The organism is Kordia algicida OT-1, assembly GCF_000154725.1.
In the GTDB taxonomy this organism is placed as follows: Bacteria; Bacteroidota; Bacteroidia; order Flavobacteriales; family Flavobacteriaceae; genus Kordia; species Kordia algicida.
This window is the reverse complement of record NZ_DS544873.1, coordinates 3,461,251-3,486,737: the sequence shown is the minus strand read 5'-3', so window position 1 is coordinate 3,486,737 and position 25,487 is coordinate 3,461,251. Positions and strand designations below refer to the sequence as shown.

The following is a 25,487-nucleotide window of genomic DNA, read 5'->3' as shown; positions in this document are numbered from 1 at the left end:
ATGGAAATTCCACCAGAAATTGCGGAACGAATTGAAAAATTAGACAAGAAATACACAAATTCTGGGCAAGACTTAGGCTCGTATCTTGACGGCTTATTGCACCAAAGATATCTTACCTATTGGGATTATATTCACTTAGATACACTACTAAGTTTACAAATACCACGTACATTTTTTCCTGATGAAGAAATCTTTATCATGTACCATCAAATTACGGAATTGTACTTTAAACTCATCATTCATGAGCAAAAGCAAATCATTGATGATAAAGACCAAACAGCAGAATTTTTTACCCAACGCATTCATCGCATCAACAACTACTTTAAGGCATTAACGTCTTCTTTCGAAATCATGATAAATGGTATGGAAAGAGAGCAATTCTTAAACTATAGAATGTCGTTATTGCCTGCAAGCGGATTTCAATCGGCACAATACAGAATGATTGAACTCTATTCAACGCCAATGGAAAACTTGGTACATCATACAGTTCGCGACCAATTCTCATCAAAAAATACCTTAGACGATCTTTACGAAAACATCTACTGGAAAAAAGGAGCTACTGATAGTAAAACAGGTGAAAAAACACTCACGCTCAAACAATTTGAATATCGATATACGCCGCGCTTCATGCGAATTGCAAAAGAAGTAGAAACCAGCACAATATATCACCGTTATTTAGCGTTGCCTTCCAAAGTAAAGCAAAATAAAAACGTAATTGCGGCGCTTAAACAGCTTGATCTCAATGCAAATGTCAATTGGCCACTCATGCATATGGGTTCGGCATATCGCTATTTACGACGTGAAAAAAAGACTATTGAAGCCACTGGTGGCACAAATTGGAGAGAATACTTGCCTCCAAGTTTTCAAAAAGTGATCTTTTTTCCCGAAATTTGGAGCGAAAATGAAAAAAGCGAATGGGGAAAAGAATGGGTAGACCATGTCTTTAACACAGAAAGGAAACAATGAGAATAGGGAAAATTTTATTATTAATAGTAGTAATATTAGGCTTTAACGCATGCAAAGAAGCCAAAAAAGAAACGCAAGAAATTGCAGAAATTGAAGCGCCAGCTCCAGACCCGATGGAATTCGGTTTTCACTTAAATGACTTTGTCGTTGTAAAAGATACGGTAAGAAGTGGCGATAGCTTTGGCGAAATCCTTCAAAAAAACAACATTGGCTACTCAAAAATCTTTCAAATAGCCGAAAAAACAAAAGATACCTTCGACATCAGAAAATTGGTAGCAGGAAAACCATACACACTGCTTTGTACCAAAGACGACTCGTTGCAACGACCAGAATGTTTCATTTATCAGCCAAACAGTATTGACTATGTGGTAATTAAATTCAAAGATTCTATCAATGCTTATACAGAGAGTAAACCTGTAAAAATTGTTCAAAAAGAAGCATCAGGAATCATTACAAGCTCATTATCGGGTGCATTAGATGATGCCGGATTGAGTCAGCGATTGGCATACGACATGTCTGATATTTACGCATGGACAATTGACTTTTTCCGACTGCAAAAAGGAGATGAGTTTAAGCTAATTTATACCGAAAAATACATAAATGATACCACTTTCGTGGGAATTGACAAAATTCACGCTGCATACTTCAAACACAACAAAGAACCGTTTTATGCCTTTGAATTTGAAACCGATAGCATAAAACAAATCGTTGATTACTACGACGAAAACGCCAAAAACTTACGTCGTGCTTTTCTAAAAGCGCCAGTTCGTTACAAACATGTGCGCATTTCCTCACGTTACAACTTGCGAAGACGCATCAAACTATACGGAAATCGTATTCGTCCACACAAAGGAACCGATTTTGCGGCACCAATCGGAACGCCAATTATCTCAACAGCCAATGGAGTCGTAGTTGAATCTGCTCGTAGAGGTGGAAACGGAAACTATGTCAAAGTAAAACACAACAGTACATACACCACGCAATACTTGCACATGAAAAAGCGCAAAGTAAAAGTGGGCGAATATGTAAAACAAGGCGACATAATTGGTTGGGTTGGAATGACAGGAAACACCTCAGGTCCACATGTATGCTATCGTTTCTGGAAAAATGGAAGACAAGTAGATCCATTCAAGCAAAAACTACCAGATGCCGATCCGATAGATGCAAAACTCAAAGAAGCCTATTTAGAATTCATCAAACCGTTAAAAATTCAACTTGACGGAATAGAAGTCGAACTTCCAGAACCTGTGGAAGAAGAAATTACAAAAGAAGCAATAACTGCGATAAACTAAAAACCATGTTAACAAACATAAATCCTACAGAAACTGAAGTTTGGAATAAACTTCAGGAGCATTTCTATGCAACGAAATCGTTTGCGATAAAAGAATATTTTAAAAAAGATGCAGAAAGAGCAGATCGGTTTACCATTCAATGGCAAGATTTCTATGTAGACTATTCCAAAAACAATATTTCGCAAGAAACGATGGATTTATTGTTGGAATTGGCTGCTGAGGTCAATCTTAAGGAAAACATTCAAAAATACTTTGATGGCGAGAGTATCAATCAAACTGAAAATAGAGCTGTATTACACACCGCTTTGCGCGAAAAGGAAAATGCTGAAGTTTTTGTAGATGGAAAAAATATCATTCCTGAAATATATGAAGTCAAGCAAAAAATAAAAAATTTCTCAGAAGCAATCATTTCAGGAAGTAAAAAAGGACATACCGAAAAAGCTTTTACAGACGTTGTAAACATTGGAATTGGTGGTTCTGATTTAGGTCCAGCCATGGTAACGGAAGCTTTACAATATTACAAAAACCACTTAAATGTACATTTTGTCTCTAATGTAGATGGCGATCATGTGCAAGAAGTAATTAAAAACCTAAATCCCGAAACTACTTTATTTGTCATTGTTTCTAAAACCTTCACTACACAAGAAACGTTAAGTAATGCCATGACTATCCGCAAATGGTTTATGTCACACGCATCTGAGGAAGCAGTAGCAAAACACTTTGTAGCAGTATCTACGAATTTGGAAAAAATAAGCGAATTCGGAATTGCGTCGGAAAATGTATTTCCTATGTGGAATTGGGTTGGCGGACGTTTCTCGCTTTGGAGTGCGGTCGGTTTATCTATCAGTTTGGCAACAGGATACGACAATTTCGATAAACTATTGGCTGGAGCACATAATATGGACAACCATTTCAAAACGGCTTCTTTCGATCAAAACATTCCAGTTGTATTGGCGCTATTAAGTGTATGGTACAATAATTTTTATGGAGCAGAAAGTGAAGCCATCATTCCGTACACACAATATTTACAGCGTTTTTCAGCCTATCTACAACAAGGTATCATGGAAAGTAATGGTAAAAGTGTAGACCGAAATGGAAATCGTGTCAACTACCAAACGGGAACTTTAATTTGGGGTGAACCAGGAACCAACTCACAACACGCGTTTTTTCAACTCATACACCAAGGAACTAAACTAATTCCTGCGGATTTTATTGGATATATTCATTCATTACATCATAAAGAAGATCATCATGAAAAACTCATGGCAAATTTCTTCGCACAAACGGAAGCATTACTCAACGGAAAAACTAAAGAAGAAGTTGTTGCTGAGTTAACAGCGAAAGGAATGAGTGCTTCTGAAATAGAAAAATTACTTCCATATAAAATATTTCAAGGCAATAAACCGACGAATACCATCTTAATAGACAAACTCACTCCAAAAAGTTTGGGAGCACTCATTGCTTTATACGAACATAAAATATTTGTACAAGGTGTTATTTGGAATATTTTTAGTTACGATCAATGGGGAGTTGAACTAGGAAAACAACTCGCAACTAAAATTTTAACAGACATTAAGAGCTCTGAAATTGCTGAACATGACAGTTCTACAACGAATCTTTTAAGATTCTTCAAAGAAAACAGAAAATAAGTGTTGATAATTTGGTTTATATCTTAATTAACTGCAAAACAATCAAATAAGTTAAAAATGTATTTTTGAACAAATGTTAAAACATTTAACATTCGCTTAATATATGCATGCACAATAAATACGATTTTTGCGGCATTAAATAAACTAATAAAACTTATGAAAACGATTAACAATTTGTTTTTTGTAGTAGCGATGTTCTTAGTAACATCAGTTGCTTTTTCTCAGGGAACAATTACAGGTAAGGTAGTAGAGGCTGATGGTCCATTACCAGGAGCTAGTGTAGTTGTTAAGGGAACGTCTAATGGAACATCAACCGACTTTGATGGGAAATTTAAATTAAATGTAAAAAGTGCTACAGGTACTATTGAAGTATCATTTGTAGGATTTGGAACGAAATCTATTCCATTCAACGTAACTGGTGGAACGCAGGATTTAGGAACTATCACTTTAGTATCTGACAATTCTCTTGATGAAGTAGTAATTGTTGGTGTAGTTGATATCGCAAAAGAGCGTGAAACTCCTGTAGCAGTATCTACTATTAAAGCTGAAGAAATTGTTGAAAGATTAGGTAACCAAGAACTTCCAGAATTATTAAACGCTACACCTTCTGTGTATGCTACAAAATCTGGTGGTGGATTTGGAGATTCAAGAATCAACATTCGTGGATTCGATCAGGTAAACACTGCTGTATTAGTAAATGGTGTGCCAGTAAACGACATGGAAAACGGAGCTGTTTACTGGAGTAACTGGACTGGTTTAGCAGACGTAGCTTCTGCGATTCAAGTACAAAGAGGTTTAGGATCTTCTAAATTGGCGATCTCATCTGTTGGTGGTACATTAAACATTGTAACAAAAACTACAGAAAGAAACGAAGGTGGATTTGTTGGTACGACATTAGGTAACGACAACTACTTAAAAACTATTGCTTCGTACTCTACAGGAAGAATGGACAACGGATTTGCATTCACTGGATTATTCAGTAGAACTGCTGGAGATGGATACATAAACGGAACTGCTTTTGAAGGATACAACTATTTCTTAGGATTTGGATGGACTGACGAAGACAGAACACACGACGTTCAATTTACTGTTACTGGTGCGCCACAGGTTCACAACCAAAGAACAACAAGTTTCTTTAACGCAGCAACAATTGCACAATATTTACAATTTGGTGATAAGTACAACTTCAACCATGGTACATTAAATGGAGAAGAGTTCAATTGGAGAAGAAACTTCTACCACAAGCCAGTATTATCTTTAAACTGGGATTGGAACATCAATGACAACATGAAATTATCTACTGTTGGATATGCATCATTTGGTCGTGGTGGAGGAACTGGAGACATCGGACGTTTACCAGGATTTAACTTTGCTTCTAGTTCAATCTTCAGAAACCAACAAAATGGTGAAGTATTATGGGATAGAATCGTACAGTACAACAGTGGACAGGCAGTTACTTTCTCTGATGGAAACGTATATCAAAGAACTGATCAAGAAAACGGTTTATTCATTAACGACAGTAGAGATAACGGTTTATCAAGAAGAGCTTCTATCAACTCTCACAACTGGTTTGGTTTATTAGCAAACTTAAATACACAACTAAACGAAAACTTAACGTTAGATGTTGGTATCGATGCTAGAACATACAAAGGTTTCCACTACAGAAGATTAGATAACCTATTAGGAGCGGATGCATATAGAGATAACGATAACGTAAACAGTCCAAACAGAGTATTAACAAACACATATTCTTCTGATTTCGGATCAATCGTAAACGTATTTAAAGATATCGACGATGAAGATAAAATTGACTACTACAACATTGGATATGTTCGTTGGTTAGGTCTATTCGGTCAGTTAGAATATAAGAAAGATGCTGTTTCTGCATTCGTACAGTTCTCTGGTTCTAACCAAGGATTTAGTAGAGAAGATTTCTTCTTAGTAACACCTGCTGAAGGACAACGTACAGACTGGGAAAACATCTTAGGAGGAACCATCAAAGGTGGATTGAACTACAACATTGACGAGAATCACAATGTATTTGGTAATGTTGGTTATTACTCAAAGCAACCTTTATTTGATGCTGTTTATCTAGATAACACTAACGATGTCAACGAGGATTACAGAAACGAAAAAGTATTTGGGGCTGAATTAGGATATGGATATAAGTCTGAAAAGTTAAACGTGAGCTTGAACTTATACAGAACTTCTTGGAAAGATAGATACATTAGTATCTTCGGAACATTCCAAGACCCTTCTATGCCAACAGATCCAAACGCAACAGTTCAAGGACGTACAAACCTTGTAGGATTAGAGCAAATTCACTCAGGAGTTGAATTAGAGTTCACATACCGTCCATTAGACTTCTTAACTTTCAATGGTATGGCGTCAGTTGGTAATTGGGAATACGGAGGAACACTTTCTGGACCTGCATTCAACGTGAACGATCAAAACCAGCAAGTTGGTGAAAACACATTGTACTTAGATGATGTAAAAGTTGGAAATGCTGCACAAACAACAATGCGTTTAGCAATGATTGTTGAGCCAGTTGAAAACTTAAAGTTTGACATTGCTGGATTTAGAGCTGATAATTTATACGCTGATATTAGAGCAGAAGACTTTGACGAAGAAGACAACAGAGGTTCTTTACAATTACCAGCATACAACTTATTTGATGGTGGTGTATCTTACAAATGGTTTGTTGGAGAAGAAAAAGACAAAACAATCAACTTCAGATTGAACGTTAACAACTTATTCAACACAACATACTTAGCTGAATCGCAAACAAACATTTTTGCTGATCCAGGAGACGATACGTATGACGGAATCAACACGGCAAACAAAGCATTCTTCGGATTTGGAAGAACTTGGAACTTTAGCGTTCGTTACAACTTCTAAGAAGAAATCTCAATATATAATTATAAAAGCCTCGCAATGCGAGGCTTTTATTTTAGTATTTTTTTTAGTCTAAGATTAAGATTCTCTATCACAGTGAGAATCCCCTATAGTATCACAACATGCGCTTTCCGCTGTTGGAGGGCAGCCAGGCGTATAATTACAAGTGCTTGCTCCACTAGTACCAACAGTAATAGTGCACCAAACAGTTCCAGCTCCTCCTTTTACAACTGCCAAGTTAGAAATTGACATTTTTTTTAAACTTAACTTTCTTTGATTTTTTTTCATGATTAAAATTTTAAATGAACCATAAATATCTTAATTACTCCACTCAATAAGTGTTGAAGATTCGTTAAACTTATATAAATTTTTTCTTAAATAAGTATAAATTTCCCTGATCTCTTTGATTTCTCTTTTTTCTAATGCCAATAACCATAACTTAATGAATTCTTGATCAGGAAAACTGGTATAACCGTACATTTCTAAATAATGTTTATCAGTCAAAAATCGATGTAATTTACTGTCGTTTTCAAATATAATTTCGGTATTTAAAACACTCGCATAAAAATTTAATGCATTCTTTAAATACAATATATAGTTATAGGTATAAAAAGGATCATCGGGAGTAGTATTAAGAATATATTCATATTTTTTATGAAGGGAATACATATGAAGCTGTCGATCAGTTTCAGAAGTTTTTCTGGGAATCAGTCCTGTTTCTACATAGTTTTTGGCAATTTGTTGCAGTGTAGCAATATCTCGATATGGATCAAATAAAATTTTACCAACATTGTAGATACGAGCCTCCATTTTTACATGTGAAAAAAACTGTTTGTTGAACTTTTCTAACGTTACAGCTTTGCTTCTACCAATATATGAAAAGCTAAAGCCATCAATCGTTTCTAGGCCTTTAAAAGAAGTTGTCGTAGTATTATCCAAAACCAGACGAATATCAATATCTGAGTTTTCATTCTGTATTCCAACGGCGTAGCTTCCTGTGAGAAGAATTCCTCTTACAATACCTTTCTGTTTCCAACGAGCTATAAATTTTTCGAGAGCTTTTTCCATACTTAACTATATCAATATACATTTTGACCATTCTGGGCTTACACTATCATTCAAAGAAAAGTCAATCAAACCGATTCCTGAATATCCTTTCCAAATACTATTGTCATTTATGGTATGTTCTAACAAGTTATCAGTTACCTTTGTAAAACACTTAAAAGCTTCTTCTTTTAAGGAATTGTTATCAGTTTCTTTTGTTATTTTTTGATAGATCAAAGCACACTTAGCTAATGATATTACATCTTCGTTTAAAATACTTTTCTTAGCGGTATTCAGCAATTGAAGTGCTTTTTTCTGTAGTTCATTATCATTTAATACAATTGACGCCTTCCATAAACAAAACGCTTGATCTAGTCGAATTTTTTTATAAGTTTCCAATTTATATATCAACCAATCGCTTGACTTTTTTATTAAAATTGTACAAAATGACGTAAATTCTTTATTATAAGAAATATCTGTCAAAAGTAATATTATTGAGGAAATATTAGAAAGTGAACTCAATTGAAAACACATAGAGTCTTCTTCAAAAGGATATTCAGGATGTTTCCAGAAGATACCTTTCTCGTCTTTATTCTTAATGAATTCTAAATAAAAAAGAAAATGCATAATATAAGTTCTATACAGTTCTTTCTGACTGTTATCACGCACACATTGATACCTTTTTAAGAAGTAATAGCAAATGCCTGCAGCGCCATAAAAAAAATCATAGATACTTCTATTTAAAAAATCGAGCATTGTCTCATATAAATAGGTATCTACGGAAGTATCTAAAAAATCGTCAATGTCTATATCAACAAATTCTTGCTCTTTCAAATGTAACACCAACCAACCAATACCAGCTACACCACTGTAAAAACTTGTATCTGCTGAGTTTTTACTACCGATTTCAATAGCAGTTTGAAGTTTTTCAATTCCTTTTTCATAGAGTACTTCATCGTCATTCAACAATGCGCTTCTATAAAAATAATACAAACTCTCACCTGCAAGCCCATCGAGAAGACCTGCTTTTGTTGTGGTTGGTTGCTTTTCGATTGCTTTAAAGATAGAATCTGACAAAAAATTATCTAAACACATAATATACTACTTGAAGTATAAAATTAGGATAAAGTTCTAGAAAATTTCTTACTTTTTTAAACTTTAGCAAAACAATAACACAATCAAAAAATTAAGTACCTTTGCACATCAACTAAAAACAAAACTATGTACGAAACTATACAAATGCTCCATTCCTATTGGGCATACTTTGTGTTAATCATGTTAATTGCAGCTGTAGGAAATGCAATAATTGGATATGCAACCAATAGAAAGTTTGCGGTTAAAGACTTACGGGTGTCATTATTTGCACTCATCTTCACACACTTGCAATTGGTCATTGGAATTATTCTATATTTCATTTCTGTAAAAGGTTTTCAAATGATTCAGCAAAACGGAATGAAATTAGAAAGTGCGGACCGTTTACAAGCCTTAGAACATCCTGTAGTTGGAATCTTAGCAATTGTTTTAATCACTATTGGTTGGTCTAAACACAAAAAAGCGCAAACAGACAAAAGAGCTTTTGGTAAAATAGCGTTATTCTATGGCTTAGGTTTACTACTAATACTATCAAGATTGCCTTGGAAAGATTGGTGGAATTTATACTAAGCAAAACAAACACAAAAAAATCCTTATCAAGTACGATAAGGATTTTTTGTATTTTCATTTCTGCGCAATGAAGCTAATTTTCAAATTACTACATTGTCAAATTGATACATTAAAAGTTACTTCACTTCCTTAATTAAATGTACATACACAGGGAAATGGTCACTATAACCACCTGTATAACTTCCGCCAGCAAAACTTCTAAAAGGATATCCTTTATAACGTCCACGTTTATTAGACAAATAAACCTTATTGTAAATTCCTGCTTTATAATAACGGTATTCCGTAAAATCTTTCTTCAACAAAGGCGCTGTAAAAATAATTTGGTCAAACAAGTTCCAGCCGTCTCTATATGCCAATGTTCCATTTCCGTTTCTTGCCATTCCTTCCATTGGATTAAACAAATCTTTACCATTAGCCTCATCGCGATCTTCCTTAGTTTTCAGTACTTCTTTCATACTTACATTAAAAGGATCGTCATTCATATCGCCCATGGTAAAAATCTTCGCTTTCTTATCAATATCTTGTAGCGAATCAATAATATGCTTATTCAACTCGGCAGCTTTCACACGTTTTGGTCTACTTCGAGCTTCTCCACCTCTACGCGATGGCCAGTGATTTACAATAATATGTACTTCTTCATCATCTAAAACACCAGAAACTAATAATTGATCTCTTGTGTAAATACGTTTATCTCCATCATAAATATATAATGGATGCTTAGAAAAGCTATGAGGTTGAAAAACTCCTTGTTTATAAAGCAAACCAACATCAATTCCACGCTTATCAGGAGAATCAAAGTGAATAATACCATAATCAGCATCTTTTAACTTCGGATCATTAACTAAATCTTCTAAAACCTGTCTATTCTCAATTTCGGCAACTCCCAAAATAGCAGGAGAAGTCTTCGCAATATCGTAGCCAATGTCAGATATTACACGCGCAAGTTTTGAAATTTTATCTTTATAAATCTTTGATCGATCACCTTGAATTTCCATAATTGGACTCTTCTCGTCATCTTTCAGTGGGTCATTAATAGTATCAAACAAGTTTTCTACATTATAAAATGCAATCGTTTGTACCTTATACTGCTTTTTTTTCTGTGCCCATGCCTGTACAGAAACTACTAAAAAAGCTAAGAATACTAGGGATTTAAGGTTTTTCATTTATTGAATGTTATGTTATCTTAAATAATCTATGCAAAAGATAGACCAAAAGTAGTTATTAATTATAAATAATGTACATTTGCGCGTCGTTATTAAAGATTTTTTAAACTTAAATAATAATTAATTGCAAATTACAGTATGAAAAAATTTATTTTTTTATTTGGATTGCTATCAGTTTGGTTCGTCAGCGGACAAAATTCAATTACAGGTATGGTAATTGATGCCAATACAGATGACCCAATTCAAAATGTTTTGGTTTCAGTTGCAGGTAACAATAATAAAGAAGTTGTTACAGACGCATCTGGAGTCTTCAAATTAACAAATGTGGTTGCAGGCGAAGTGGATGTCGTTTTCAAAAAAGACGGATATGCAATTCTAAGAATGCCAGTAACAGTTACAGATGGTCAAGCAATTGATCTAGGGACAATTTTGTTAAAAAGATTCGTTCAGGAAGATGTGACACTGATCTCATTGACTGACGATGAATTGAATGATGACTCAACAGCAGCAGACAATATCTCTGGATTATTACAATCTTCAAGAGATATATTCTTAAGAACTGCCGCTTTTGAATTTGGATCTACCTTCTTTAGAGTAAGAGGTTTAGATTCCGAAAATGGAACAGTACTGATTAACGGTATTGAAATGAACAAACAGTTCAACGGAAGACCACAATGGAGTAATTGGGGAGGATTAAATGATGTTGTAAGAAATCAAGAACTTACAAATGGTTTAAGTGCTTCAGATTATACTTTTGGTGGTATTTTAGGAACAACAAACATTAACACTAGAGCTTCACAGTACAGAAAAGGTGGTAGAGTTACCATATCTTCATCTGATAGAAGTTACACGAGCAGAGTTATGGCAACATATTCTTCTGGTTTACTAGAAAGTGGATGGGCGTATACAGTTTCAGCAGGAAGAAGATGGGGAGATGAAGGTTTTAACGACGGTACTTTCTATGACGCAAATTCTTTATTCGTTTCAGTTGAAAAGAAATTAAACGACAAGCACAGCTTAAATTTCACAGGAATCTACGCACCAAACAGGAGAGGTCAATCTTCTGCAAACACACAAGAAGTTTTTGACTTAAAAGGAATTAGATATAACGACTTTTGGGGATATCAAGATGGTGAAAAGCGTAACTCAAGAGTTCGTAGAGTTGTAGAGCCTATTTTAATGTTAAATCATTATTGGAATATTGGTGAAAGCACTACATTAAACACAAACGTAGCGTATCAATTTGGTGAGCAAGGAAGAAGTCGTATTGACTTTGGAGGTACGGACCTTGATGCAAGCGGTTTTCCAATTGGAAGCGGTGTAAATGTGAGTCCAACATATTACCAAAAATTACCAAGTTTCTTCGCGAGAAACAATCCTGAAAATCCAGCGTTAGAGTTTGGAGCAAGAGAAGCTTTCGTAAATGGAGGACAAATTGATTGGGCTGGATTATATGCAGCAAACCAAAGTAACTTAGTTGCTGGAGGAAATGCCATCAATATAGTATATGAAGATAGAACTGACGACAGACAATTTACAGCAAACACTATATTAAATACGGCAATTAATGATAACATTACATTAAATGCAGGTGCTACATTCACTTCACTAACATCTGAAAACTTCGCAGAAGTAACAGATTTATTAGGAGCGCGTGGTTATTTGGATGTTGATAACTTTGCAGATGATTTAGCAAACGATCCTGGAAGTGTTCAAAACGACTTAAACAATCCTAACAGATTGGTAGGAGAAGGAGATCGTTTCCGCTATGCGTTTGATATCGAATCAAATACTATTGGAGGTTTTGCACAAGCACAATTCAAATACAAAAAAGTTGATTTCTTCGTAGCTGGTAGTGTAAAAAATACAACATACCAACGTATCGGATTATACAGAAACGGTGGTTTCCCAAATAAATCATTTGGTGAAGGTGAAAAATTATCTTTCACAGGAATTGGAGCAAAAGCGGGATTGACGTATAAATTAACGGGACGTCACTTATTTGATTTCAACGGTGGATACATCACAAAAGCACCTTCAATTCGTAACACTTATTCCAACTCAAGAGAAAATCACGATATCGTACCAAACATCACTGAAGAAAAAATTACTTCTTTTGATGCAAGTTACATCTACCGTTCGCCAATAATCAAAGCAAGATTAACTGGATATTACACAAAAATGGAAGATGCAAACGAAATTTCGTTCTTCTTCGCAGATGGTATTGGAGGAGACAATCAAGCGTTTGTTCAAGAAATCTTACAAGGAGTTGACAAAAGACATTTTGGAGGAGAACTTGGATTGGAAGCACAAGTAACATCAACCATCAAATTAAAAGGTGTTGCTTCTGTTGGTCAGTTTACGTATGACAACAATCCTGACCTATACTTATCTTCAGAAGATTTTGAAGAAACACTGTACTTAGGAAAATCTTCATTAAAAGATTATAAAATTGCCGGTGGACCACAAAGAGCATTCTCTTTAGGATTTGAATATAGAGATCCAGATTACTGGTGGTTTGGAGCGACAACCAACTTTTTCTCTAACGCATATATTGATGTGAGTCCATTACAAAGAAGTAGTAATTTTTACACAGATTTTGACGGACAACCATTTAATGATTACAATCCAGAATTGGCACGTGAATTATTAAGACAAGAACAATTTGACGATTACATGTTAGTAAACCTTATTGGTGGAAAATCATGGAAATTAGGAGATTACTACGTTGGGTTCTTTGCAAGTATTAGCAACGTTTTCGACAAAGAATACAAAACTGGAGGTTTTGAGCAAGGAAGAAATGCTAACTTCAGAGAATTAAGAGACGACTCTGCACTAGAAACAAGAGTATTTGGTAACAGATATTGGTATGGTAGAGGAAGAACATATTTCTTAAATTTATATTTTAGATTCTAAACAAAACAAAAAAATTAAAGATTGCGTATCTTTAGATAACGCAGAAAAAAATAAAATCGAACAAATGAAAGCAAATAAAATTTTTAGTTTAATAGCTGTCTTAGGAACTATGGGATTAGTTATTACTTCTTGTGTTCAAGACGATGAATTTGCAATTCCTACAGGAACAACAACTGTTGATCCAGGATTAACAGCAAACGCTACTTTCCAGAATATGGTAGCACGATACCAACAAGCTGTAGCAAGCGGAGACGATATCGCAGAAATTGCACTTGATGAAGCAGAAATTATTATTGAAGGATATGTAGTATCTAGCGACCAAGCTGGAAACTTCTTCGAAGAAATAGTAATTCAAAACAAAAAAGACGCGTCTGATGATGCAGCTGATCCAAGATTAGGATTCCGCGTAGATATCAACCAGTCTGGATTATTCCAAAGATACGAGTTTGGTAGAAAAGTATACATCAAAATGAATGGTTTGGCTATTGGAGTTGAAAACGGAGTATACGCTATTGGAAAACCAAATGGAAACGACATCGATCAAATTCAACCATTTGAATTAGACAGTTTCGTAGTGCGTAGTACAGAAGTAGCAGAAATCACACCAAAATCAACAACAGTTGGTGAATTGACAGAAGCTGATGAAAACACATTAATTCAATTAAATGATGTACAATTTAGCTTAAACGTTCTTGGATCAACATACGCTGGTGAAGCATCTGATAGTTTTGACGGATTCAGAAATCTTGAAGAATGTGTTGACGGAGGAATTATTGCATTACAAACAAGTACGTTTGCAGATTTCAAGTCATTAACAATAGACGATAGAAAAGGAACGATTCAAGGAATTTTTACAAGAGATTTTGGTGATGATGCCAATGTTTTAGTAATAAATACCTTAGCGGATGTAAACTTTACAGAAACAGTTCGTTGTGATCCAGATGTATTAGACTGTACAGGACCAGTTTCTACAGCAACAACAATATTTGAAGAAGATTTCCAAGCAATTACAAATGAAGCACAATTAGACGCTTTAGGATGGACAAACGTAAACGTTTCAGGAGGTTCTGAGCGTTATGAAGACAGTTCATTTAGTGGAGACAGATACATGAAAATTTCTGCTTTCGGAACAGGAGAAAGCCCATTAGAAGCTTGGTTAGTTACGCCAGCAATCAACTTAGACGGAACTACGCAAGAAGAATTATCTTTTGAAATCTCTGCAAACTTTGAAACAGGAACAATTCTAGAAGCATTCATTACAGAAAACTACACAGGTGATCCAACAACAACAGAATGGACATTACTTGACGCTAACATTCCAGTAGGAGGAAGCGGATTTGGTAGCTTTGTATCTTCTGAATTAAATATCTCTTGTTTAAACGGAGACGTACACGTTGCTTTCAAATATTTAGGAGCTGATGGTGGAGCTGAAACAAGATATCACATTGATGACATCAAAGTAACAGGAATGTAAAATTCTTGAAAACATAATTGACCCGTCCTAAAAAACCGTTACAGTTATTTAGGATTAAAAATAGTTAAAACACAGATAAGACAGCTGTCTTATCTGTGTTTTTTCTTTTATAGGTTTTTATGTTGACTTTATTTTGTTTGTGCATCTGTTCTGGAGTTAGCATTTGACATGATAAATGCGGTCTTTTGGTATTATAAACTTTAATACTCTGTTGTACTATTTTCTTCATTAGTTTGATGTCTATTTTAGAGGTGCCCATTAAAAACTCTTGTTTCAAGATTCCGTTGATTCGCTCTGCTACTGCATTTTGATATGGATCATAGGATTCTGTCATACTACATTTAATATGACTCTTAGTTAATATTCTTTGATATTGATTACTACAATATTGTAAACCTCTATCAGAATGATGTATTAGCCTTTCCTTGGGATATTTTCTGTTTTTAACAGCTTGCTTTAATGCTTTTATAGAACTATCTACTGCTAAGGTATTGGATAGATAATACCCAACGATCATCTTAGAATATGCATCTGTAATAAGCGATAAATACATGGGATTAGCTCGATTACCTACATAGGTAATATCTGCTACCCAAACTTGTTCTGGTCTGTTTACATCTAAATTCTCTATTACATTGTTATGTTTTCTAAACCGATGATGAGAGTTAGTAGTGATATGATAGCTCCGCTTGGGTTTAATCAACATATGATTTGCCTTTAAAATAGCAAATAAACGATCTCTGCCGACACCTAAACTACGTAAAGACTCTTGTAGAATATGATATAACTTCCTTGTGCCAATGCGTGGTTGCTCTATTCTAACAGATTGAACCAGCTCTATCACATCACTAGCAATACACTGTCGTTTCTCTTTTGAACGTATCGCTCGGTAATATACTTGCCTGCTTACCCCAAGTAACTCACAAGTAGATGAGATACTTTCTCTGTAATGTATTCTAAACATATCGATTACTTGGGTTTGGAGTTTTTTCTGATAGGAATATTAAACTCTTTTTCTGCTAAATCAATCATCATATCAAACAAAATAGCTTTCTTGTCAGCACGCTCCGCCAGATGTTCTGCACGAGCCTTCTGCTTTTCTAACAGTTTGATTTTTTCTTCTAATTCTAAAATCTTTTGTTCTGGAGTCTTTGTCATAGAAAGTGGAGTTTGATTATGCCAATCAAAGTTACCATATTTTTTTAACCAAGTTCTGATGGTAGATCCAGATTGTATACCATACTTTGATAAGACTTGTGAGCGTGTCAGTTTGCCCTGTTCAATCTCTTGAACTACTTGGAGTTTAAAAGATAATGAATAATCTTTTTGAGTACGTTTTACATAATTTGTTTTCATTACGCTTAAAATTTAGTGTAACGCTATTTCAGGACGAGACAAATTTTATACAAAAAAAGAGCGCTAGGAATAGCGCTCTTTTTTTGTATAAAATTAAAAAAGTTTTTTTTCAAGTTAATTTCTTACCTCCTTATTGCAAAGAAGCTTGGTTTTTGTTTGAATCTATTTTAAGGCTACTCAGTTATACAAGTGCTTATTGATTTTAAAAGAAAGAATTTTCTTTTAAAAAAGTAGGTTTAACGCTTTAAAAATTACGCTATATATTTAAATTAAATTAAGATTATAAATTATATAGTTTTGGTTTGAAATATAATTAATGCATAATTACAAACCAATGAAAAAAAGTTATTTGTTCAGTCTTATGTTTTTGAGTGCTATCCTTGTTGTGCATTCTCAAAATTATGACTATGTTAATACAGATAGAGGGACATCTTATGATGATGATAGTTCTGGTGGGAAAAATATAAGAATCCCTCTTCATACTGTTCGTATAGATGGAACTAAAATTCCTATATACTTATCTTACAATAGTAAAGGAAAGAAAGTCTCGGAAATGCCTACTAGTGTAGGATTTAATTGGCGATTAAACGCTGGAGGAGAAATTCGTAAAAAAATAAATCATTTAGTCGATGAATCAGAGAATGGGTGGCTTCATAATTCAAATTTGAGCGATTATCAGGAAAATATAGTTGTAGGGCAATCGTCAACTATGAAGGATTTATTAAAAAAGATTGATGCTGCTCCTGATATATTTATGATGAGTTTGAGTAATGGTGATTATACAAACTTTATCTATGAGCATAAAGAAACTACAATAGGAACTTTTTTAGAGCCTGTACTAATTAATCAGAGTAAAAATATCAATAAAATTTATACAAACTTAGAACTATTAAGTCAATATAGATATCCAGTTAATAGTGATTTTGAATATGCTAATGATCTAGAAGCTGATATTACTTTTACAGGAAGAAATGGTGTTAATTATAAATTTAGAAAAGGTATTAAAAGAGAGCGAGCTTGGGATTTAAGAAGGCGAACTGACTCATATATAGATTCTGCAGATTACAAAAATTACTATTTGCATAAAATAGTGACAGATATAAATAATGAAGAAATAGATTTTGAGTATGATGAAACTAAGTTATACAAGTTTATGCCCCATGCAAAAGCTACTAGAAGACAAACCAATAGCAATCCGCAAACAGTCCCTTCTTCAAGTGATCCAATAGTAACTGAAGGGTATTATTATGATGTTTCTGTAGAAGATGTTTCAAGAAAAGACATACGAAGAATTATAACACAAAATGAAATAGTAGAATTTACCTATAAGGACCATGATTATGTTACAAATTTACAAGTTCCTATAAATGAAAGACCAAGTACACCAATTTATAATAAGCTTCAACAACAAATAGTCCAGTTATTAGATGAAATTAAGATATACGATTACCAAGGGAACTATGTTTTTGGTTACAAATTTGAGTATACTGAACAAACAGGAAATCAAAATACATTTGAAGGAATATTCAAGTTAAAGAAAATTTTAAAGTATGGAAGAAATCATAAAGATTATATAGTATATAGAAAGTTTGATTACTATTCTGATGGATCTACAAGTTCACCTATAAGTAATGCTCAAGATGTTTTTGGATATCCTAATTCTGCTTTCTCAAATAATGAATCAAATTTTACCCCTATTTATATTTTTCAGGGTATAGCGGATAGAATGCCAGACGAAGCTGCACTGACTAGAGGAATGTTAAAGACTATTACCAATATTACAGGTGGAAAAACAGAATACAAATACAAAGAAAACACTTATAATAATATCTACTATGGAGGTTTATTAATTAAAGAAATATTGACGTATGACAATGTAAATTCCTTGGCTAAACATGTTAAGTATGAGTATGATAACCCTGAAGGTTTTGGCTTACCTGTATATGATACTTCACAATATAATCAAGGAGTAACCCCACCAAATGGATACTCACAAGGATATTATGAAGGCTATCAACAAGCTTGGCAAACATATTTCACAAAGCAGGATCCAATTATAGATCACTATCAGTATCCATATCTTACATCTTACAATGTAAGTAGTATGCCTTATGACCTTTTAAAGGAAACTCCTTTACTAGATCAATTAATATTGAATTTAGGCTTTCAAACATTTACTCAAATTGATTCAGGTTCTTTTTACTCAAAAGTAACGCAAACTAATCATAATGTTACAAATGGATTAGCAGAAAAAGGTTCTACTGTACACAACTTTATACCGTCTATAAGTGGGTTTAACCTATCAAAAAAAATGAGTAAAACTACTCAATATGATAGTCAAGGTAAGAAAGTAAAAGAAGTACTCTATAACTACGATACAGTTAATTTTGGGATAATTGATGCCTTTGAATTTGACAATGTCCATTTACAAGCAAATCATATTAATCCATCATTATATAGGTATGTAGTTAAAAGCTATCCTATATACAAAACTTTGGATGTACTAAAGAGTGTTGTAAAAAAAGATTACGTTGAAGATGGAAATGAGTTGAGTTATGAAACTACGTTCATATATCTTAATGAATTAGATGGTTCATTAAATACTACCGATTATACAAGAGTAAAGGAAATGATTACTTCTGCTAACGGAGATGAGTTTGAAAAAACTAATTTTAAATATCTTTCAGAGTATGATAATTTACCAGATGATTTTCAAGGCTTACACTTAAAAAATCCTCAAGTAGAACAGAATAAATGGGTGAAATCTGGAACTGTATGGAAACTAGAAAAATCTCAGGTATTTAATTATTTATTAGATGGAAAAGTTAAAAAAATAGGGGAGGTTTTAGGAAATCAAAATACTGGTACCTATTATACTGAGGCAACTTTTATTTCTTCTTCTTTTGATGCATCCAGTAACTTTATTTCACTTGCAGAGTATATTACAGAGTACGAGTATAGTACTGAAGGAAAACTCATGATTGAGAAAGACTTAAAATCTCAAACACATACACTTTACCAAAGAAGCAATGAGTATGGCGGATTAAGGGTAGATGCTATTTTAGAGACGCGTTCCCTTTCAAATACTTTTCTAAAAAAGAGTTTTGAAAACCTATCAGAGACTGGTGTAGTAAAATTTAATAAAGCCTTTTCAGGTAAATATGTATATAATGGAAATACTCTTTTACTTGGAAATTTTCCTGCAGGATATGAAGTTTCTTTTTGGACATATAAAGGAAATCATTGGTCTTTTAATTCTTATCTGCATACTGGAGGTATGCTTACCATAGAAAAGCCAATAGGAGTCTTATGCATAGATGAAGTAATTGTAAAGCCTAAAAACTCAACTGTAGCTACACGTACTTATAGTAATCAAGGAATAACAAGTTCTTTGGATGAAACAGGAAATGGAACCAGAGTAGAATTTGATCTATTTGCACGGAAATTATATGATTTAGATAAACAACATAATATTCTCAAAGAGTACAGGTACAATACTAAAAATCTAAACACTACTAATTAAGATATATACTATTATGAAAAAACTATTTTTTTTAATTGTACTTCTTACTTTTGGTGGGAATGTATTTGCACAATTTGATAATCCATATCTATTACCGATATATCATATTCAGGACCAGCCTAACACAGGCTTAGAGTCTTACTTTTATATGAATACAAGTCAAAGAAAAAATTTCTTTGACCTTGTATTACAGGTAAATACAATGACAGCTGATGAGAGGGCTGCTTGGATTGCTTCTGGAGATGTAAGTAATCCATACGACTACCTTGGGTGGGGAGATTGGGGATATCGCTTATCAAAACGAGTTTACATAAGTACTAATACATATACAGGCTATAAGTATATTGAGTTTGAAAAATATTACAAAGACGCCGATTTAGATGGTTATGGAAATAAAAATGAATATTCATATTTCTTTAAAGTTCATGCGGCAGGTTATTCACATGGAGGATATGAACCAGGTATTTCCAGAACTTTTGACGATCTAGTTCTGTATGATATGTATGGTAATTCATTTAACGAAACTAAAATTATAACTTCTTATACAGATGTTAATAATGTTAAATGGGTAAATAATAATTTCGGTTTTGATTGTAACGATACTAATGCTAATTTACCTACAAACGTTGAAATATACTATCTTGATTTTGACAATGATGGTTATGGCGGTTCTGCAGTTTCTGATAAAAGAATTAGACTAATTGGTTGCCCTGATACAACAGAACCATACTCAGCAACTTCTCCTAATAATGAAGATTGTAACAGCTATGATGTAAATGTAACTACAGCTCCCATAAACTGGTATTATGATGGAGATAACGATGGTTATGGCGATGTAAATATTTTTATAAATTCATGTACTCAGCCATCACAATATGTTATAAATTCTGATGATTGTAATGATACAAACGCTATGGTTAATATAACGCCAATTACTTGGTATGCAGATGGTGATGATGATGGTTTTGGAGATTTAAATGACACTATTCAATCTTGTTATAAGCCTGAAGGCTATATAACTAACTGTTACTTTGATGAGTGTCCAACGGAAACAGGAACTAGAAATAATGGTTGTACTCAAATAACCTATGATTTTGATAATGATTCTCAAAACTATATCTATGAGAGAGTTTATAAATCGGAAGTACAAAAAGATGAGTTAGAAAATGTCATTGATAATGATCTGTTGGAAAAAATAACATATTTTGATGGTTTAAATAGATCTCAACAACAAAACTTCATTAAGAGTTCTCCATTAGGAAAAGATATTATTACACATCAAGAATACAATGGAAATGGAGAAGTGGAGAAAGAGTATTTACCATATGTTAGTACAACAGGTTCAGGTTTGTTTGATGTAAATAGCTTGGCTAATACTAATAATTATTACGATACTGCTGAGTATGAAAATACAACCAATCCTTATACACAAGTAATACGAGACGACTCTCCTTTAAATTTGATTTTAGAAGCAGGAGCTCCTGGAGATCCTTGGAAAGTCGATACTAGTAGTGATAATGATCATACAAATAAAAGACAATATGAACTTAATACATCTTCAACCACTGATGTGACAGATAATGTTAAAATGTATAAGGTAAATCATATAGGTGATAATATAGAAAACCCTCAATTAATATATAATGGATTGTATCCAAGTTCTTCTCTAAGAAAGACAATAACTAAAGATGAAAACTGGAATCCTAACCTTATAAACATTAAAGATCATACCAAAGAAATATTTCAAGACAAACAAGGGCGAACTGTTTTAGAACGTGCTTATAATGGCGAGGATAAGCATGATACATATTATGTTTATGACGATTTTGGAAATTTAACATATGTATTGCCACCATTAGTTGCTTCTAACACTAGTATTAATACTAATGATTTAAATAAATTATGTTATCAATACAAATATGATTACAGAAATAGAGTAATTGAAAGAAGGATTCCTGCAAAAGGAATAGAGTATATTGTTTATGACAGATTAGATCGACCGGTATTAACACAAGATGCAAACCTTAGAGCAGAAAATAAATGGTTATTTACTAAATATGACAGATATGACAGAGTTGTTTACACTGGGATTTATATAAATGACGACCATATAAGTGATGTTAGGCTTAATGCAGCAGCAGAAGAAAATGTTTTTGAATCAAAAACTACTACAGTCAATACTTATAATGGGACAAATATATACTACACCGCAAATGTATATCCGCAAGGAGATGAGATTATAGATATTTTAACCATAAACTATTTTGATGATTATTCTTGGGATAGTAGTGGTTCACTTCAAGAAAATAGTGATACAACTAAAGTTGGAATAACACAAAATGGTAATATTTTAGAAAAAACTAGCAGTACTTCATGGACAAATGCAGGATTGTTAACAGATGCTACCATTGAAGGAGATGGATATGTAGAATACACAGTTACTCAAGCTGATAAACGAGTAATGGTTGGTCTATCTCATATAGCTACTGCTTCTGCGACTAATTATAGTAGTATAGATTATAGAATCTATACTGGTTATGGAGGTCTCAATCGAGTGTATGTATACAATGGTAGTGTTATTGAATCTTTTCCAGCTACTTACTTTGAAATAGGAGATACTTTTAAAATTGAACGTTTTGAGAACCAAGTATTATTCAAAAAAAATGAAGAAGTTTTTCATGCGGTAACTACAGATTATTCTGGAGAACTCATAGGTAGTGCTTCTTTTTGTGAGAATGGAACAAAAATAGAAAATCTACATATTGGATATTCCACTTATGGTAACGAATATTCTAATAATACCAAAGGTTTATTAACAGGAAGTAAGATAAGAACGCTTGATACTAATAAATGGGAAACATTAACATCTTATTACGATGAGGAAAGAAGAATAGTTCATGTAACATCTTTTAATGAATATTTGGATACTCACGAAACTCTTAGTAATAGACTAGACTTTGTAGGAACGATTTTGGAAGCTAAAACAACGCACAAAAAGTCTAATGGAAGTCTAATTATAACAAATGATGAGTTTGTATTTGATAAAAATTTAAGACTACTATATCAAACAAAACAAATAAATAATGAAAATAAACAACTGATAACCAGAAATAATTTTAACGATCTTGGACAACTTATAAAAAAACAAGTCGGAGGTGTAATTCCTAAAATTAGCACATATACTAATGAAAATAATGTAACTGTAACAGATAATTTAATTACCAAAAATGGCTCTAATGGATGGGATGGAGCATTGACAACTAGTAATTCTATTACTGGCGATGGTTATTTAAGCTATAATGTCCCTTTCAGAAATAGTTATGCTATGGTTGGCTTGGCAGATACTGTTGGAAATAGCAGTTATTCTAGTATAGATTATGCTATAAATACAACAGCTCATGGAATAGTCAGAGTTTACGAAAATGGAAGTAACAGAGGAGATAAAACTACTTATGTTGCAGGAGATGAATTTACTATTGAAAGAAGGGATGCAAAAATATACTATGCTAAAAATGGAGAAGTGTTTTATGTTTCTGAAATTAATGATATAGGTAATACATTATTAGGAGATATTTCAATATACACATCCGAAGGAAAAATAAAAGATTTAGTTTTAGTTGATTTAGAAAAAGAACTCCAAGAAGTTGATTATACATACAACATTAGGGGTTGGTTAAAAGGGATTAATCAAAACTATCAAAGTAATGATTTATTCAGTTTTTTACTTACGTATAATAATATCTATGATCCAAATAAAGCGCTATTTGATGGAAATATAAGTAGTACTTCATGGCGAACAAGAGGTCAAAATACTACAATAAAAAGTTATGTATATGACTATGATGCTCTTAACAGAATTGTAAAAGCAACTGACAATACGGGAAGATATAATTTAGAGTACGTTAATTATGATCTAAATGGAAATATTATAAAACTAGAAAGAAAAGGACATCTAGATGAAGAGGCTTCGTCTTTTGGAACAATGGATGCTCTTGATTATAAATATGATGGTAATCAGCTATCGTTTGTTGATGATACAAGTGCTAGCCAATATGGTTTTAACGATGGAAATACTGTAGGAAATGATTTTGAATATGATGCAAACGGAAACCTAATAGTTGACAAAAACAAAAAAATTGAATCAATCAGCTATAACCATCTTAATCTTCCAAAACAAATATTATTTCAAGACGGAAGTGAAATATCTTACGTATATGACGCATTAGGAGAAAAGCTAGAGAAAGAAATAAGAAACAATACTTCTTCAACATCACAACAAACTTTTTATGCAGGAAATTATATTTATAAAGATACGACTCCAGAAAGTTTAATCTTTTTTAATACAGAAGAAGGTTATGTTGAGCCTAAATTTAACACTACTGATCCAACACTACTAGAATCATTTCATTACACATTTCAATATAAAGATCACTTAGGAAATATCCGTTTGTCTTATGAAGATATGAATTTAGATGGAAGTATAGATTTTTCTACTGAAATTAAAGAAGAAAATCACTATTACCCTTTTGGATTAAAACATAAAGGCTATAACGGAAGTATAGTTGGTAGAGACCACAATTATGGGTTTAATGGAATAGAAGAGTCAAATGACGGATTAGGATTAGATATGTTAGAAATGGATTTCCGTCAGTATGATTATGCTCTAGGACGTTGGATGGTTTTAGATCCAGTAATACACTACAACTATTCTCCATACCAAGCATTTGATAATAATCCTATATATTTTGCTGATCCTTCAGGGGCAGATAGTGAAGGTGATGGTGATGATGATTTTGCTTGGGCAAATTTAATTAACCCTGAAGAATTAGATGCAGTTACTGTTATAGGTACTAATCGAAATAAAATGCCTGCATATATAAGATATGGCTTTGAAGACTGGACGGATTCTTCAGATATATATGGTGATTTAACTTTAGAAGAGTACAATGAAAGATACGGAACTGATTATCGTTACGATAGTAAATATGGCAGCGCTTGGTCACAATGGTATTATGATAACTATTATAAACCTCAATTGAATTCTATAATTAAACACATGCACGATGGTACTGGTTTTGTTGCAAAAATTATTTTTGAAGTAGGTACTAATTTCATTCCAATGGGATGGGTTTTTAAAGGAGGTAAATGGGTATATCAAGGAGCTAAGGTTTTCATAAGAGGCAGAAGTGTAGCTTATCAAGGGGGAAAAACGCTTGCGACTAAAGTTGCAGTTAAAACTGGATTAAATAAAAAGGTTATGTACCCTATCATAAAAAAAAGTATAGGGGCAGATACAAATAAATTATTTGCTAAATTAGCAAAGATTGCTAATAATGCACGCTATGCTAAAGGCAAGCAAGGCTCGGAATTGCTTCAGAAATTAGCTAAAAAAGCTGGTTTTGAACTTGAGAATGGAGCAAAACATATCAAAGTATTCGATGAAGGACAATTGTTTACTACAATACCTTATAGTGCAAAAGGTAATAATACAAATAGAGCAATAATTAAAGCCATTATGGATCGAGCAGGTTTTTAAAAATAAAAGAA

General features: G+C 33.2%; 15 protein-coding genes. 9 read left to right on the top strand and 6 right to left on the bottom strand.

The annotated features are described in order from the left end of the window. The 4 genes from KAOT1_RS14925 (at position 1) to KAOT1_RS14910 (ending at position 6,805) form a co-directional block, all read left to right on the top strand. Positions 1–966, top strand: a complete 966-nt coding sequence (locus KAOT1_RS14925) for a tryptophan 2,3-dioxygenase family protein (protein WP_007095686.1) — start codon at positions 1–3, stop codon at positions 964–966. Next, complete coding sequence (locus KAOT1_RS14920) at positions 963–2,258, top strand: peptidoglycan DD-metalloendopeptidase family protein (RefSeq protein WP_007095685.1); 1,296 nt, start codon at positions 963–965, stop codon at positions 2,256–2,258. Before KAOT1_RS14925 ends, KAOT1_RS14920 begins: the two co-directional genes overlap by 4 nt. Positions 2,259–2,263: 5 nt before the next feature. Next, positions 2,264–3,907 (top strand): glucose-6-phosphate isomerase, encoded by a 1,644-nt coding sequence (pgi, locus tag KAOT1_RS14915; RefSeq protein WP_007095684.1) that lies wholly within the window; start codon positions 2,264–2,266, stop codon positions 3,905–3,907. A 156-nt stretch (positions 3,908–4,063) separates the two neighbouring features. Then, on the top strand, positions 4,064–6,805 hold the full coding sequence (locus tag KAOT1_RS14910) for a TonB-dependent receptor (RefSeq protein ID WP_007095683.1): 2,742 nt from the start codon (positions 4,064–4,066) through the stop codon (positions 6,803–6,805). Positions 6,806–6,880: 75 nt separating this feature from the next. On the opposite strand, the gene KAOT1_RS14905 is transcribed toward KAOT1_RS14910, so the two are convergent. The 3 genes from KAOT1_RS14905 to KAOT1_RS14895 all read right to left on the bottom strand — a co-directional run bounded on the left by KAOT1_RS14905 (position 6,881) and on the right by KAOT1_RS14895 (position 8,941). Further along, positions 6,881–7,054 (bottom strand): hypothetical protein, encoded by a 174-nt coding sequence (locus tag KAOT1_RS14905; protein ID WP_157560149.1) that lies wholly within the window; start codon positions 7,052–7,054, stop codon positions 6,881–6,883. 66 nt (positions 7,055–7,120) lie between these two features. After that, positions 7,121–7,870 carry a nucleotidyltransferase domain-containing protein gene (locus KAOT1_RS14900; protein WP_007095681.1) on the bottom strand — a complete coding sequence of 250 codons (750 nt, stop codon included), beginning with the start codon at positions 7,868–7,870 and terminating at the stop codon, positions 7,121–7,123. Between the two features lie 6 nt (positions 7,871–7,876). Next, complete coding sequence (locus KAOT1_RS14895) at positions 7,877–8,941, bottom strand: lanthionine synthetase LanC family protein (protein ID WP_007095680.1); 1,065 nt, start codon at positions 8,939–8,941, stop codon at positions 7,877–7,879. 126 nt (positions 8,942–9,067) lie between these two features. On the opposite strand from KAOT1_RS14895, the gene KAOT1_RS14890 reads away from it, so the two are divergent. Beyond that, complete coding sequence (locus KAOT1_RS14890; RefSeq protein WP_007095679.1) at positions 9,068–9,508, top strand: hypothetical protein; 441 nt, start codon at positions 9,068–9,070, stop codon at positions 9,506–9,508. Positions 9,509–9,624: 116 nt separating this feature from the next. Here the strand turns inward: KAOT1_RS14890 and KAOT1_RS14885 are convergent, their stop codons facing one another. Continuing rightward, positions 9,625–10,671 carry an endonuclease/exonuclease/phosphatase family protein gene (locus KAOT1_RS14885; protein ID WP_007095678.1) on the bottom strand — a complete coding sequence of 349 codons (1,047 nt, stop codon included), beginning with the start codon at positions 10,669–10,671 and terminating at the stop codon, positions 9,625–9,627. Positions 10,672–10,809: 138 nt separating this feature from the next. Here KAOT1_RS14885 and KAOT1_RS14880 point away from each other — a divergent pair, with 138 nt between their 5' ends. Continuing rightward, positions 10,810–13,587 carry a carboxypeptidase regulatory-like domain-containing protein gene (locus tag KAOT1_RS14880; RefSeq protein WP_007095677.1) on the top strand — a complete coding sequence of 926 codons (2,778 nt, stop codon included), beginning with the start codon at positions 10,810–10,812 and terminating at the stop codon, positions 13,585–13,587. Between the two features lie 64 nt (positions 13,588–13,651). Further along, positions 13,652–15,061, top strand: a complete 1,410-nt coding sequence (locus KAOT1_RS14875) for a DUF5689 domain-containing protein (RefSeq protein WP_007095676.1) — start codon at positions 13,652–13,654, stop codon at positions 15,059–15,061. Positions 15,062–15,125: 64 nt separating this feature from the next. Here the strand turns inward: KAOT1_RS14875 and KAOT1_RS14870 are convergent, their stop codons facing one another. Further along, the gene (locus tag KAOT1_RS14870; RefSeq protein WP_007092993.1) at positions 15,126–16,025 is read right to left on the bottom strand and encodes an IS3 family transposase; all 900 of its coding nucleotides are present in this window, start codon (positions 16,023–16,025) and stop codon (positions 15,126–15,128) included. Between the two features lie 5 nt (positions 16,026–16,030). Continuing rightward, positions 16,031–16,417, bottom strand: coding sequence for a helix-turn-helix domain-containing protein (locus tag KAOT1_RS23445; protein WP_007092873.1), 387 nt, complete (start codon positions 16,415–16,417; stop codon positions 16,031–16,033). Between the two features lie 334 nt (positions 16,418–16,751). Here KAOT1_RS23445 and KAOT1_RS14855 point away from each other — a divergent pair, with 334 nt between their 5' ends. Together KAOT1_RS14855 and KAOT1_RS14850 are read left to right on the top strand one after the other, a co-directional pair. Further along, positions 16,752–19,940, top strand: a complete 3,189-nt coding sequence (locus KAOT1_RS14855; RefSeq protein ID WP_040559596.1) for a hypothetical protein — start codon at positions 16,752–16,754, stop codon at positions 19,938–19,940. A gap of 13 nt (positions 19,941–19,953) precedes the next feature. After that, positions 19,954–25,476 carry a DUF6443 domain-containing protein gene (locus tag KAOT1_RS14850; RefSeq protein ID WP_007095674.1) on the top strand — a complete coding sequence of 1,841 codons (5,523 nt, stop codon included), beginning with the start codon at positions 19,954–19,956 and terminating at the stop codon, positions 25,474–25,476. Positions 25,477–25,487 lie beyond the last annotated feature (11 nt).

Coding starts and splice junctions, on each gene's coding strand:
- KAOT1_RS14875 (WP_007095676.1), top strand. CDS start 13,652: ATGAAAGCAAATAAAATTTTTAGTTTAATAGCTGTCTTAGGAACTATG.
- KAOT1_RS14850 (WP_007095674.1), top strand. CDS start 19,954: ATGAAAAAACTATTTTTTTTAATTGTACTTCTTACTTTTGGTGGGAAT.
- KAOT1_RS14870 (WP_007092993.1), bottom strand. CDS start 16,025: ATGTTTAGAATACATTACAGAGAAAGTATCTCATCTACTTGTGAGTTA.
- KAOT1_RS14885 (WP_007095678.1), bottom strand. CDS start 10,671: ATGAAAAACCTTAAATCCCTAGTATTCTTAGCTTTTTTAGTAGTTTCT.
- KAOT1_RS14880 (WP_007095677.1), top strand. CDS start 10,810: ATGAAAAAATTTATTTTTTTATTTGGATTGCTATCAGTTTGGTTCGTC.
- KAOT1_RS14855 (WP_040559596.1), top strand. CDS start 16,752: ATGAAAAAAAGTTATTTGTTCAGTCTTATGTTTTTGAGTGCTATCCTT.
- KAOT1_RS23445 (WP_007092873.1), bottom strand. CDS start 16,417: ATGAAAACAAATTATGTAAAACGTACTCAAAAAGATTATTCATTATCT.
- KAOT1_RS14905 (WP_157560149.1), bottom strand. CDS start 7,054: ATGTCAATTTCTAACTTGGCAGTTGTAAAAGGAGGAGCTGGAACTGTT.
- KAOT1_RS14900 (WP_007095681.1), bottom strand. CDS start 7,870: ATGGAAAAAGCTCTCGAAAAATTTATAGCTCGTTGGAAACAGAAAGGT.
- KAOT1_RS14890 (WP_007095679.1), top strand. CDS start 9,068: ATGTACGAAACTATACAAATGCTCCATTCCTATTGGGCATACTTTGTG.
- KAOT1_RS14895 (WP_007095680.1), bottom strand. CDS start 8,941: ATGTGTTTAGATAATTTTTTGTCAGATTCTATCTTTAAAGCAATCGAA.
- KAOT1_RS14910 (WP_007095683.1), top strand. CDS start 4,064: ATGAAAACGATTAACAATTTGTTTTTTGTAGTAGCGATGTTCTTAGTA.
- KAOT1_RS14925 (WP_007095686.1), top strand. CDS start 1: ATGGAAATTCCACCAGAAATTGCGGAACGAATTGAAAAATTAGACAAG.
- pgi (WP_007095684.1), top strand. CDS start 2,264: ATGTTAACAAACATAAATCCTACAGAAACTGAAGTTTGGAATAAACTT.
- KAOT1_RS14920 (WP_007095685.1), top strand. CDS start 963: ATGAGAATAGGGAAAATTTTATTATTAATAGTAGTAATATTAGGCTTT.